This window comes from Zunongwangia sp. HGR-M22 (assembly GCF_027594425.1).
Lineage (GTDB): Bacteria > Bacteroidota > Bacteroidia > Flavobacteriales > Flavobacteriaceae > Zunongwangia.
Genome location: NZ_CP115159.1, coordinates 1,516,552 through 1,529,496 on the forward strand (window position 1 = coordinate 1,516,552; position 12,945 = coordinate 1,529,496).

Genomic DNA, 12,945 nt, shown 5'->3' on the forward strand with positions numbered 1-12,945 from the left:
GACAAATTCTGCTTTAATTTAAACGGATTTTCAATATGTATCGTAAATACGTAAAAAGCACTGCCGACTTTATTTTTGCGTTGTTTACAATCGTATTATTTCTTCCTGTCTTTCTAATAATTATTTTACTCATATTAATTTTCGATGGTTTCAATCCATTTTTTATTCAGGATCGGGTAGGGAAGGATGCTTGCAGTTTTAGGATTTACAAGTTCAAAACGATGAACGATAAAACGGATTTTGAAGGGAAACTTTTAAAAGAAGATCTTCGCGTTACTCCTTTAGGCCGAATTTTAAGACAATCTGGTTTAGATGAAATTCCGCAACTTTTTAATATTCTTAAATTAGAGATGAGCTTTATTGGCCCAAGACCTTTGCCGGTTTATTACATCGATCTAGAAAATGAATTACAACGTGATCGGCATCGTGTGTTGCCCGGAATCACCGGTTTAGCACAAATCACTGGCCGAAATTCATTGAAATGGCCACAAAAATATCGACTAGATAATTATTATATCGAAAACCAGAGTTTTTGGTTGGATTTTAAAATTTTGCTGAAAACATTACTGAGCTCTAATGGTTACGATGCTTTAAATTTTGAGAATGTTATTCCTGAAAAAAACGCAGAATAAGCTATAATTCCTAAAAATGAGTCGTAGATGAAAAAAATATGGCTTTCACCGCCGCATTTAAGTGGTAACGAATTGCAAAAAATACAACAGGTTTTTCAGGAAAACTGGATCGCACCGGTTGGTCCCCAGATTGCCGAATTCGAAGCTCGAATTTCTTCATTTTTAGAAACTGAAGGTCATCAAGTTGTTGCAACCAACTCAGCAACTTCAGCTTTACACTTAGCTTTAAAATTATTGAATATTGGAGAAGGAGATGTGGTAATTTGCCAAAGTTTAAGTTTTGCCGCTTCGGTAAACCCGGTTTTGTATCAAGGTGCGCTACCGGTTTTTGTAGATAGCGAAAAGGAAACCTACAATCTTTCGCCAGATTTTCTGGAAGAAGCTATAAAAGACCAGATCAAAAAAAGAAAGAAGCCCAAAGCAATAATCGCGGTCCATATCTACGGAATGCCCTATAAAGTAGATGAAATTCATCGAATTTCGGCTCAATATGAAATACCTATTATCGAAGATGCTGCTGAAGCTATGGGAAGTTATTATAGAAACAAACCTTGCGGTAGCTATGGGGATTTAGCGATTTACTCTTTCAATGGTAATAAAATAATTACTACTTCGGCTGGTGGTGCGCTGATTTGTAGTAATAAAATTCAGAAAAATAAAGCTATTTTTTGGGCAACGCAGTCTAAAGAAGATGAAGATTTTTACCTTCACAAGGAAGTTGGTTACAATTATAGGATGAGTAACGTGTTGGCAGCAATTGGTTTGTCACAATTAGATGTTTTGGAAGAGCGCGTAAAAAAGAAACAAGAAATTCAGCAATTTTATAGTTCTTTTCTGAATAAAGTTGAAGGTTTTAAAGTATTTAAAGAAGCTTCGGAAGAATTTTTTAGTAATCATTGGTTGACGATTCTTCAAATTAATCCTGAAAAATCTCCAATTTCGGTTATAGACCTGATGAAAAAATTGGCTAAGAAAAATATCGAAAGTCGGCGTATCTGGAAACCTTTGCATACCCAACCTGTTTTTGCTGAATTTGATTTCTATGGGAGCGAGGTTGCGGAGAAAATCTTTGAAAATGGCTTATGTTTGCCCTCAGGAACTGCGATGACTAAAGCAGATCTTCAATTTATAAAAACCGAACTATTAGCGGCTGTAAAACATGCTTAAACCAGATCTAAAAGAGCAAATTATTTTAATAGGAGAAGCTTCCAAATTTCAGGAAGTTTCTGAATTTATTCACCGAAAATGGCCAAAATCGAACATTTTAAATTTCGATAAATATCAGCTTTATTCTGAAGATTTTTTGAATTTTGAGTTTCAAGAAAATAACTGTTCTGTAATTTATGTTGAAGAGAATTATAAATCTGATTTTGGAACTAAAGCTAGTTTTTTAGATAATGCCATTAGAGCAAAAGCAGATCTTTTTACGATTGCTCTTCAGGAAAATCTAAACGATTTCAATTTTAAAGAATTTGAGCTTCAGGATCTTTATAAAATCGAAAAGGTACGTCCGAGTAAATTTCCGCAGAAAAATAAAAAGTTATTGATTACTGGTGGTGCCGGGTATATCGGTTCAGCTTTGGTAAAATATTATTCAGATTCGTTTTCAGAAATTATAATTTTAGATCAGAGTGAGTCGGCCTTGTTTTTTCTAAAAGAAGAAATTGGTTTTTTATACCCTAGTGCCAATATTCGATGTTTTTTAGCCGATGTTACCAACCGGCAAAAAATGACTTCTATATTCGAAGAATTTGAACCAGAAATTGTGATTCATGCAGCAGCTTATAAACATGTTAGTTTATTGGAAAATGAGATTGAAGAAGCGATAAAAAATAATATTGCTGGCGCTTATATTTTGTTTTATCTAGCCGAAACTTATAAAGCAGAGCAATGTATTTTACTGTCGACAGATAAAGCGGTAGAGCCAAAATCTGTTATGGGAAAAAGCAAACTTTGGGCAGAAAGATTATGTTTCTGGTTTTCGCAAATGGGAGAGAAGACAGCTTTTAAAACGATTCGGTTTGGGAATGTTTTGGGAAGCACTGGCTCGGTTTTACCGGTTTGGCAGAAGCAGATTGAGTGGAAAAATGCTATAAATCTAACCGATGGCAATGCTTCACGATACTTTTTTACGCTTCAGGAGGTATTTAAGCTTACCGATTTTATTTTGGAAAGTGAAAGTTCTGGTAAAATTTTCATTTCCGAGAATGAACAAGCAGTTTCGTTAAACACACTTGCAAATCTTAAGTTGTATAATCGATCTGCCGATATTTTGCGGACAGAATTAAAGCGGGGCGAAAAGAAGCAAGAACAATTACTTGCTGAAAATGAGAAAGAGATTCAACGAAATGGTAATTTTTTAATTCTGGAAAATACCGAGATCAATGACGATTTTATGGAACAGCTTAGCGTGTTGCTGAGTGATAAAATCTCGCCAGAGGAAAAAAAAACGATTATAGAAGACTATAAACTTTAGGCAAAAAGCTCTTTACTTTTTTCTATAATCGGTTTTAGCATTTCTATTTCTTTCGATTTTAATTTGATGTTTTGAAGTTTTTCTAGATGTTCCATTCGGTGTGTATCACTACTTATATAATCGATCATTTGATTTTCGAGAAGTTTAAAGGCCATTTTTTGGATTCCTTTTCCGTAGTGTTCAGAAAGCGAAAGCATATTCAATTGAAAATAGCAGCCACGATTTTTAAGATCTATATATTTTTTTAGATCTGCGGAATGATTAAATCCATAGCGCTCTGGATGGGCAAGTATTAATACGTGACCTTTATTTTGAAGTTTAAAGATGATTTCTTTTAGGTTAATGGGGGCTTGTAAAAACGACATCTCAACCAGGCTGAAGTTTCCTGAAATTTTTAGGAGTTCTTCATCATCAAGTTTTTCCATTAAGGATTGATCCATCATATATTCTGCAGCTGCTGAATTTTTAATATGCGCTGCTTGGGCAGCTTGTAATTCTGCCAATGCAGCATTAATGGTTTTTGGAGTATTGGGATGATAGTCATTCATCACGTGCGGGGTGTGTACAAAGCTTGTAACTCCAAACTCTCCAAATTTTTGTAGTAACTGAAGGCTTGTTTCAACATCGGGAGAACCATCATCGATTCCTGGTAGGATATGGTTATGAAAGTCGGTAAAACCTTCTAGCAAATCCACAAAAAAATATTTCTTCGAAAAGAATGAAAACATCTAAATTACTTTTTTCGAAAATTAGTGTGTTTTTGGCACACCGCCAAGTAATAAAAACTCCAATTTTTCGATTTTTAATGTCATGATCACTTTATTTTTATTTATAGTAAAATTTCATCATTTTAACTTAAAAAATACTAATTTGGTAATTCTATTAATTGATGAATGATGAATGCAGGTACTTTGAAATTATGAACACTTCGTCAAGCTTACATATACTTCTTTTTGGTTTTATTGCAGAAACCGAAATAATTATGAGCGCTTTAAAAAAAGAACCTCATAATTATATTTCACATTGTACTAGCTTAGATTCTCTAAAAAGGATATTAATTGAAAATTGCGACTTTGACATTTTGGTTTTGCAATTAAATTATAGAGAATCGAATTTAAATAAAATATTAGATTTTGTAACTCACCATAAAGATTTTCCTGTATTAATAATAACAAATAGCAAAGTTAGAAAATATGCCTACGACTCTTTTGCCAGAGGGATAGAAGATTATATGCATATAGCAGAAGTAACACCATCTTCTTTAAAACGCAGCATAGATTTTACTATAAAGCGTAAATATTACAAGTGCAAAATAGAGCGATCGGAGAACAATTATAAAACACTTTTTTATGCTTCGCCACTTCCAATGTGGGTTCTTGATCGCCAAACTTTAAAGTTTTTAAGTGTCAATCAAGCCGCTATAAATCATTATGGCTATTCTGAAGAAGAATTTTTACAGAAATCTGCAAGTAAAATTTGGGATGTCGATGAAGAAAAAAAGCAATTATTAATTCAGAAAAAACGAACGAGTGAGTTCTTCAAGGATACCATTGGTCATAGAAAAAAAAACGGACAATTAATTCGAGTTAATTTTCACAGTACGCCTATAGATTTCGATGGTCGTGCCGCCAGATTAACAATTGCCAACGATGTAACACAGAACTTAAAAATTAAAAAAGCTCTGGAAAATAGCGAAGAGCGTTTTAAGGCTTTGGTTCAGGAAGGTGGTGATTTAATTGCCATTTTAGATAAAAATTTAAAATATAAATATGTTAGTCCTGGTAGCGAGAATATTTTACATTTTAAGTTGGAAGATATCGAACATCAAAGTTTTCTAAATCATGTACATCCCGAAGATCAACCCTATATAACTACTTTATTACAAGCGGTAAAAAAAGTGCCAAATAAAAAAACGAGTTTTCCTTTCTATAGATACTTTGATGGTAATGGATATTGTCGCTTTATTGAAACTAAAGCTACCAACCTTTTAGATTACGGCCCTGTAAAGGGAATAGTTATTAATAGCAGAGATGTAACCGATTTGGTAGAGCAAAGAAATAGGCTTTCAGAAAGTTTATCTAATTATGAAATTGTTTCAGAAGCAACCAGTGATATAATAACTGAGTATGATATACGAAATGAAACTGTAAAAATTTCTAAGGCGATTTATAAGGTTTGCGGATACGATCCTAAAGAAATTGAACAAAATGAATTTATAGATTGGTGGAATGAAAATATTCATCCTGAAGATCGTGTTCAAGTAAATGAAAAGATTCAAAAGGCAATCGTTTCTGGAGAACGCAAATTTCAGCTTGAATATCGTTTTAAATGCGCTAATGGATTTTATAAAGTTTTTTTAGATCGTAGTTATATTGTTTTTGGCTCGAACGGTAAACCCGAAAAAATTATAGCGTCAAAACAAGATATTACTCAGCAAATAGAGCATCTGAAACAAATTGAAAAAAGAAATCGTAAACTGGAGGAAATCGCCTGGCAGCAGTCACATATGGTTAGAGCACCGCTAGCAAAAATCATGGGATTAGTGCAACTTATAAAGCACGATAAAAAAAATGCCGTAGAAAATGAAGATTTGTTAGAAAAATTATTAAATTCCGCGGATGATTTGGATGCTATCGTTAGAAAAATAGCTGAGAAAACATACAATAATTAGATTTATACCCTCAAGTCTATTGAACCTTTAATCTAAACCTACCTTTAGCTTATGTTAGAAGTCATATTAGTAGATGACGATGATATTGTTTTGATGATGCAAAAAAAAATGGTTTTAAGATGCGGTATCGCCTCTAAGCCTTTAGCATTCAAGAGTGCAAAAGAAGCTCTTGATTACCTAAATCATCCCAAAATGATTAAGGATTTTGAGAAGCGCTATTTAATTTTACTAGATATTAATATGCCAGAAATGAATGGCTGGGAATTTTTAGATGAATTAAAAAAGCATCGATTATATGGTAATATGAATGTTATTATGGTAACTTCTTCGATAGATCAAAAAGATCGATTAAAGGCAAAAAATTACCAGAGAGTAATAGATTACATTGAAAAGCCCGTAACGATAAAACATTGTAAAACATTAAAGCAGCTCGAGCCGATTAACTCATTTTTTTAGGCATATTAATACTTTTTTCTAAAGGATGTGCCTCCTCAATCTTTTCAAAAGCCCATTGCTCATCTTTCCGATCCAATTCTAATTCGTCTTGAACATTTTCAGCCCGTGGTTCGTAATGCAATTTTATATACATAGGAAAGTGATCGCTACCAATATTTTTTTCGCGAGCAATATCAATTAATGTAAAATCTTTGGAGTGAAATACATGATCTAAAGGCCATCTAAGTAAAGGATAACCCGTGTGAAACGTGTTAAAAAATCCACGACCAATTCTTGGATCCATAAGTCCACTCATTTCCTGAAATAACTTAGTAGTTCTAGACCAGGCCACATCGTTTAAATCGCCAAATACTAAGACTTTTCTATCTTCTGGAGTGATATCTCGACCTAGCATTAAAATTTCGGCATCGCGATTTGTAGAGGTATAACTTTCCGTAGGACTTGGAGGCATAGGATGCAAACAATGAATTTTTACATATTCACCATTTCTTAATTTTACAAAACCATGTATCGATGGAATATCATCTTGTACAAGGTAATGTACATCGGTATCTACTAATTCAAGTTTTGAATATAAGTGCATACCGTAAAGATTATCCAAAGGCACTTTAACTGTATATTTGTAGCGGTCTTCGATTTCTTCTAAAGCTTTTTCCCATCTTTTATCACTTTCTAAGGTTAATAAAATATCTGGATCCCTTTCTTTAACTAAAGAAATAAGCTTCTCAGGATGTTTATTTGTGGTAAGGACATTGCTTACCAATATAGAAATGGTATCATTTTTTTCCTTTCCTTTAAATTTTACCACTTGTCTTTTAGAGAGATAGGTATAAGGATAGATTTTGAAAAATTGATGCACAAGGCTTAATACTAAAAGTCCAGACCCTACATAATGCCAAGTTTTAGAATAATCATAATAATATACACAAAGACTCAGTATTACTAATAGACAAAAGGAGATTTGTATTCTTGGAAAATCAAAACCACGAATCCACCACTGGTCAAACCTGGTAATAGAAGCTATAGAAGGAATTAAGAAAATAATATTTAAACAAAGTATTATAATTTCAGCGGTTTTCATGCTGACAGTCGATTTTTAGCTTGAGAAGCCGGTTGATGTAGATTAGTGTCAAATTTCTAATTATTCAGCAAAATTAGAAAGTATTTAAGAAAAGAATAACGTAAGCATAAACGTATATCTAGACTAACTAATAAGTTTTTCAATTAAGAAAAGTTATGAAATGTTCAATTTTAATTCTGCTGAAAAAAGCTTAAATTTAAGCTATGAAGAAGAAAGAAAAAATGAGGGAAAAGGGATTTGTTTTCAAGAAATATGAAGAAGAAAGCACAACTCCTTTCGAAAAACTCTTTGAAATTTTTAAAGAATTAATCACCCACACTTCGGGAGATTTAGACGAAGCGCTCGATTGGTTACGCCAGTTAGATGAAGAATATAAACTTACCGACGACGAGTATACCATCGAAGATTTTATCGAAGATCTTAAACAAAAAGGCTATATTAAAGAAGAACTAGATCCAGACGGTGCTGATGGAGAAGGTGAGGGTTCGGGAAGTTTAAAGATTACCGCCAAAACCGAAAGAGCTATTCGCCAGCAGGCTTTAGATCAGATTTTCGGAAAAATGCGTAAAGGTAATTCAGGGAATCATCGTACAAGTCATGTTGGCCGTGGCGATGAACATACTGGCGATTTTCGTAATTATCAGTTTGGGGATTCTTTAGACCGAATTTCTATGACAGAAAGTTTACGAAATGCCCAAATCAATAATGGTATTGGTGATTTTAGTATGACGCATGACGATTTGGTGGTTGAAGAAACACATTACAAATCGCAAATGAGTACCGTGCTTATGATCGATCTTAGCCATAGTATGATTTTGTATGGGGAAGACCGAATTACTCCGGCTAAAAAAGTAGCCATGGCTTTGGCTGAATTAATTACTACGCGCTACCCAAAAGATACATTAGATATTATCGTTTTTGGGAATGATGCCTGGCCGGTCTCCATTGCAGATTTACCATATTTAAAAGTAGGGCCTTACCACACGAATACGGTAGATGGTTTAAAATTGGCGATGGATATTTTACGAAGAAAGAGAAATACCAACAAACAAATTTTTATGATTACCGATGGTAAACCAAGCTGTATTAGAGAACGAGATGGGAGTTATTATAAAAACAGTATGGGCTTAGATCCCTATATTGTAGATAAGTGCTATAACATGGCACAGCAAGCAAGAAAATTGCAAATTCCTATTACGACATTTATGATTGCTCAAGATCCTTATTTGATGCAATTTATAAGGGAGTTTACACAAGCTAATCAAGGAAAAGCATTTTACACTGGCCTACAAGGCTTAGGAGAAATGATTTTTGAAGATTACGAAACAAACAGAAAAAAAAGAATTAGAGGCTAAAAGAAAAAGAAGATATGAATATTGAAAAATTGAAAACTCTGGGAGATTTAAAATCTTCAGGATATACTAGCAAAAGTATAAAAGACGAGCTTCGTGATAATTTAATTGAAAAAATTAAAAAAGATGAACCGGCATTTACCGGAATCCATGGGTATGATGATACCGTGATCCCTGAATTAGAACGTGCAATTTTATCGAAACATAATATTAATTTATTAGGATTACGCGGGCAGGCTAAAACTAGGTTAGCGCGTTTAATGCTAAATCTTTTAGATCAGTACATCCCGGCAGTTGAAGGTTCCGAGATAAATGACGATCCGTTGCATCCAATCTCGCGTTATGCTAAAGAGTTAATCGCTGAAAAAGGAGACCAAACGCCAATAACCTGGATTCATCGTAGTGAAAGGTTTTTTGAAAAATTAGCCACACCAGATGTAACAGTAGCCGATTTAATTGGAGATGTCGATCCTATTAAAGCCGCTAACTTAAAGCTAAGTTATGCCGATGATCGTGTGATTCATTTTGGGATGATTCCGCGAGCTAATCGAAGTATTTTTGTAATTAATGAGTTGCCCGATTTACAGGCAAGAATTCAAGTAGCCCTTTTTAATATCCTTCAAGAAGGCGATATTCAAATTCGTGGTTTTAAACTCAGATTGCCCTTAGATATGCAATTTGTATTTACCGCAAACCCCGAAGATTATACCAATAGAGGTAGTATTGTAACGCCGCTTAAAGATAGAATTGGTTCACAGATCTTAACGCATTATCCGGAAACTATTGAGATCGCCAAAACGATCACGCAGCAAGAAGCTAAATTAGATTCCCGACAAACCGATATGGTATATGTTCCAGAATTAGCTAAAGATTTATTAGAGCAAATTGGTTTTGAAGCTCGCGAAAGCGAATTTATCGATGAGAAAAGTGGTATTAGTGCCCGAATGAGCATTACTGCTTACGAAAATTTATTAAGTGCTGCAGAACGACGAACCTTGAAGAATGGCGAAGAAAAAACCTTACTAAGGTTTGGTGATTTTATGGGGGTAATTCCTTCAGTAACTGGTAAAGTAGAGCTGGTTTACGAAGGCGAGCAAGAAGGTGCTGCAGCCGTTGCAACACAGTTGTTAGGCGATGCGGTAAAAACACTATTTCCAGAGTATTTCCCAAAGATTGAGAAACTGCAAAGGCCTGATGATAAAACACCGTATGATAATTTGGTAGAATGGTTTTTTGAACAAACCGGTTTTGAATTACCTGATAATTTAACCGATGAAGAATATAAGAAAAAGCTAGATGAAATAGAGCCATTAAATGAGCTGATCGAAAAATATCAACCCAAAATGGATAAAATCGACACCTATTTTCTAAAAGAATTTTTGCTATGGGGATTAGTTGAATTTAAGAAGCTTAGTAAACAACGCTATACAAAAGGTATTCAATTTAATGATCTTTACGGAAGTTATATCAGCGGATTATAATTTTTCCTATTGAAATAAAAAGAACAAAAGCCCGATTTCACTAAAAATCGGGCTTTTGTTTTTTCGAAATTATGAAAATCTCACATTTTTTCAGCAAAAGAGAGGTTTTAGTTTTTTTTATGTTCTTATTTGTATACTTTTATCACATCTTTTTAAGGAAAATAATGAAGAGTTTTAAATTAAATAATGGTTCTGGGATTACTTCTACAACAGGAGCTGCTATTTCTATTATTATTACTCGCACATTTATTACCCCTTTGGGGTAATATGTATATAATTTTCCGTCCGCACTCACACACGTTTTTCAACGAAACTTAAACTTTTATTTCAACTTTTAAATTATTCTTATGAATATCCTAAAATTCGGAGGATCTTCTTTAGCCTCTCCGGAGCGAATCAAACTTGTAGCTGAAACTGTAAAAAAGCATGTGCAACAAGATAAAACCTTAGCAGTATTCTCGGCATTTGGAGGGGTTACCAACGATCTTTTAAAAATGGCAGATCTTGCCGCTAATGAGGATTTAGCTTATAAACAAATTCTTGCAAAAAATGAAAAAAGACATTTAGATGCGGTAAAAGAATTAATTCCGGTACAAAATCAAAGCGGAGTTCTAAGTAAAGTAAAAACCGAATTTAATCGTTTGGAAACTTTATATGAAGGGGTGTATTTGCTAAACGAACTTTCCAACAAAACCAAACATGTAGTGTCTAGTTTTGGTGAAATATTGTCCTCTTTAATTATTGCGGAGTATTTTAAAAGTCTGGCTACCGATGCACTCTTAATTGATTCTAGAGAGTTGATTGTTTGTAAGAATAACAATGAAAAGATTCAGCTGAATTATGAACTGACGAATAAAAATGTAGTTCAGTATTTTAAAGAAAATGATGCTAGTTTATTTGTGGTTCCTGGATTTGTAGCAAAAAATGAACAAGGTGTACCCAGTACTTTAGGACGAGGCGGTAGCGATTTTACAGCTGCAATTTTTGGTGGTGCTTTAGATGTTGCCAAAGTAATCATTTACACCGATGTAAACGGAATGTACACTGCAAATCCAAATGTGGTGCATCAGGCGTATCCGCTAGAAAAAATATCGTATCAGGAAGCGATGGAATTATCGCATTTCGGAGCTAAAGTTCTATATCCACCAACGCTTCAACCCTTATTGGATAAAGGGATTCAAATTCATATAAAAAATACATTTTCACCAGATGATGCCGGTACATTGATTTCTAAATCTAGTGAAGAAAACTTTAGATGGGTTACTGGTATAACGCATATCGACGATATCAAATTATTAAATATTGAAGGTAGTGGAATGGTTGGGATTCCAGGTTTTTCTAAGCGATTTTTTGAAACACTTTATCAGGAGAATATCAATGTTGTTCTTATCACTCAGGCATCTTCAGAACATAGTATTTGTGTAGCTGTAAAAGGAGATGAAGCTCAGGTTGCAAAAGAGGCTTTAGATGAAGCTTTTGCGGTAGAAATCGACTATCAAAAGATCAAACCGGTAGAAATTGAAGGAAATGTAGCCATTATTGCCTTAGTAGGAGATCGAATGAAGAGTCACCACGGGTTAAGCGGTAAAATGTTTAGCGCACTAGGGAATAATAATATTAATATTAGAGCCATAGCGCAAGGATCTTCAGAGCGTAATATATCTGCAATCATTGCTAAAAAAGATATCAATAAAGCCCTCAATACGCTTCACGAGCAATTTTTTGAAGTACCTTCTAAAGAACTAAACCTATTTATAACCGGTGTAGGAAATGTAGGAAGTAAATTGTTAGCGCAATTAAAGAAACAGGAAAAATACTTACTTGAAAATCTACGATTGAAAGTTCGTGTTCTTGGTTTATCGAATTCCAGAAAAATGGTTTTTGATGAAAACGGACTCGATTTAAGCAATTGGGAAGAAGCCTTAGGCAATGGTGAAAAAGCCAGTAAGCACGACTTTTTTAATCGTGTTAAAGAATTCAACCTTAGAAACAGCATTTTTGTAGATAATACGGCAAGTGCCGAGATTTCAAAATGGTATAAAGAATATTTAGCAAACTCCATTGCCGTGGTTACCTGTAATAAAATTGCAGCCGCAGACGATTTGGTGAACTATCAGCATTTACAAGAACTGTCTAGAGAATATGGAGCTTCTTTCCTTTATGAAACCAATGTAGGTGCCGGATTACCGATTATCGATACCCTTAAAAATTTAATCGCTTCCGGAGATAGAATTCATAAAATTCAGGCGGTATTATCGGGTAGTTTAAATTTTGTTTTTAATACCTATAATGCTACTGAACCTTTCTACAAAACGGTAGAGCAAGCGATGGAAGAGGGGTATACGGAACCTGATCCTAAAATCGATTTAAGCGGGGTAGATGTAGCTCGTAAAATATTGATTTTGGCCCGTGAAAGCGGATTGAAAATGGAGCTTAGTGATATTGAAAATAAAAGTTTCCTTTCCGAAGAAAGCCTAAATACCGAGAATAATGAAGATTTCTTTAAATTACTTCAGCAAGATGAAGGTAAATTCAAAGAAATCTACGAAGATGCAGCAAAAGAAGGGGCTCAGTTAAAATATGTAGCCCAGCTTGAAGATGGTAAAGCTTCGGTAGGATTACAAAAAGTAGGTTCCGAGCATCCATTTTATAATTTAAGCGGTAGCGATAATATCGTATTATTCTTTACCGATCGATACAGTGTACAACCACTAATCGTAAAAGGAGCAGGTGCCGGAGCCGATGTAACCGCTTCAGGAATTTTTGCTGATGTTATACGAATAGGTAAAAAATAAC

At 34.2% G+C, this 12,945-nt stretch carries 10 protein-coding genes; 8 read left to right on the top strand and 2 right to left on the bottom strand.

The window, feature by feature from the left end:
• The first annotated feature begins 35 nt into the window (after positions 1-35).
• The 3 genes from PBT91_RS06645 to PBT91_RS06655 are packed head-to-tail and all read left to right on the top strand — an operon-like array spanning position 36 to position 3,108.
• Positions 36-632 (top strand): sugar transferase, encoded by a 597-nt coding sequence (locus PBT91_RS06645; RefSeq protein ID WP_270060994.1) that lies wholly within the window; start codon positions 36-38, stop codon positions 630-632.
• A gap of 27 nt (positions 633-659) precedes the next feature.
• Positions 660-1,799 carry a DegT/DnrJ/EryC1/StrS family aminotransferase gene (locus tag PBT91_RS06650; protein ID WP_270060995.1) on the top strand — a complete coding sequence of 380 codons (1,140 nt, stop codon included), beginning with the start codon at positions 660-662 and terminating at the stop codon, positions 1,797-1,799.
• Positions 1,792-3,108 (top strand): polysaccharide biosynthesis protein, encoded by a 1,317-nt coding sequence (locus PBT91_RS06655; protein ID WP_270060996.1) that lies wholly within the window; start codon positions 1,792-1,794, stop codon positions 3,106-3,108. Before PBT91_RS06650 ends, PBT91_RS06655 begins: the two co-directional genes overlap by 8 nt.
• Here the strand turns inward: PBT91_RS06655 and PBT91_RS06660 are convergent.
• The gene (locus tag PBT91_RS06660; RefSeq protein ID WP_270060997.1) at positions 3,105-3,836 is read right to left on the bottom strand and encodes a tyrosine-protein phosphatase; all 732 of its coding nucleotides are present in this window, start codon (positions 3,834-3,836) and stop codon (positions 3,105-3,107) included. The two genes, PBT91_RS06655 and PBT91_RS06660, sit on opposite strands and share 4 nt — an antisense overlap.
• A 254-nt stretch (positions 3,837-4,090) precedes the next feature.
• Here PBT91_RS06660 and PBT91_RS06665 point away from each other — a divergent pair, with 254 nt between their 5' ends.
• Positions 4,091-5,779, top strand: coding sequence for a PAS domain-containing protein (locus PBT91_RS06665; RefSeq protein WP_270060998.1), 1,689 nt, complete (start codon positions 4,091-4,093; stop codon positions 5,777-5,779).
• 51 nt (positions 5,780-5,830) lie between these two features.
• Positions 5,831-6,235, top strand: coding sequence for a response regulator (locus PBT91_RS06670; RefSeq protein ID WP_270060999.1), 405 nt, complete (start codon positions 5,831-5,833; stop codon positions 6,233-6,235).
• On the opposite strand, the gene PBT91_RS06675 is transcribed toward PBT91_RS06670, so the two are convergent.
• A complete protein-coding gene (locus PBT91_RS06675) occupies positions 6,219-7,316 on the bottom strand; it encodes an endonuclease/exonuclease/phosphatase family protein (protein WP_270061000.1) in 1,098 nt (365 codons plus the stop codon). The two genes, PBT91_RS06670 and PBT91_RS06675, sit on opposite strands and share 17 nt — an antisense overlap.
• A gap of 203 nt (positions 7,317-7,519) precedes the next feature.
• On the opposite strand from PBT91_RS06675, the gene PBT91_RS06680 reads away from it, so the two are divergent.
• The 3 genes from PBT91_RS06680 (at position 7,520) to thrA (ending at position 12,944) form a co-directional block, all read left to right on the top strand.
• The gene (locus PBT91_RS06680) at positions 7,520-8,671 is read left to right on the top strand and encodes a vWA domain-containing protein (RefSeq protein ID WP_270061001.1); all 1,152 of its coding nucleotides are present in this window, start codon (positions 7,520-7,522) and stop codon (positions 8,669-8,671) included.
• A gap of 14 nt (positions 8,672-8,685) precedes the next feature.
• The gene (locus PBT91_RS06685; protein ID WP_270061002.1) at positions 8,686-10,149 is read left to right on the top strand and encodes a magnesium chelatase; all 1,464 of its coding nucleotides are present in this window, start codon (positions 8,686-8,688) and stop codon (positions 10,147-10,149) included.
• Between the two features lie 347 nt (positions 10,150-10,496).
• Positions 10,497-12,944 carry a bifunctional aspartate kinase/homoserine dehydrogenase I gene (thrA, locus tag PBT91_RS06690; RefSeq protein WP_270061003.1) on the top strand — a complete coding sequence of 816 codons (2,448 nt, stop codon included), beginning with the start codon at positions 10,497-10,499 and terminating at the stop codon, positions 12,942-12,944.
• Position 12,945 lies beyond the last annotated feature (1 nt).

Excerpts from the sequence above, each read along its gene's own strand:
- PBT91_RS06675 (WP_270061000.1), bottom strand. The coding sequence starts at position 7,316 with ATGAAAACCGCTGAAATTATAATACTTTGTTTAAATATTATTTTCTTA.
- PBT91_RS06685 (WP_270061002.1), top strand. The coding sequence starts at position 8,686 with ATGAATATTGAAAAATTGAAAACTCTGGGAGATTTAAAATCTTCAGGA.
- PBT91_RS06660 (WP_270060997.1), bottom strand. The coding sequence starts at position 3,836 with ATGTTTTCATTCTTTTCGAAGAAATATTTTTTTGTGGATTTGCTAGAA.
- thrA (WP_270061003.1), top strand. The coding sequence starts at position 10,497 with ATGAATATCCTAAAATTCGGAGGATCTTCTTTAGCCTCTCCGGAGCGA.
- PBT91_RS06655 (WP_270060996.1), top strand. The coding sequence starts at position 1,792 with ATGCTTAAACCAGATCTAAAAGAGCAAATTATTTTAATAGGAGAAGCT.
- PBT91_RS06680 (WP_270061001.1), top strand. The coding sequence starts at position 7,520 with ATGAAGAAGAAAGAAAAAATGAGGGAAAAGGGATTTGTTTTCAAGAAA.
- PBT91_RS06650 (WP_270060995.1), top strand. The coding sequence starts at position 660 with ATGAAAAAAATATGGCTTTCACCGCCGCATTTAAGTGGTAACGAATTG.
- PBT91_RS06665 (WP_270060998.1), top strand. The coding sequence starts at position 4,091 with ATGAGCGCTTTAAAAAAAGAACCTCATAATTATATTTCACATTGTACT.
- PBT91_RS06645 (WP_270060994.1), top strand. The coding sequence starts at position 36 with ATGTATCGTAAATACGTAAAAAGCACTGCCGACTTTATTTTTGCGTTG.
- PBT91_RS06670 (WP_270060999.1), top strand. The coding sequence starts at position 5,831 with ATGTTAGAAGTCATATTAGTAGATGACGATGATATTGTTTTGATGATG.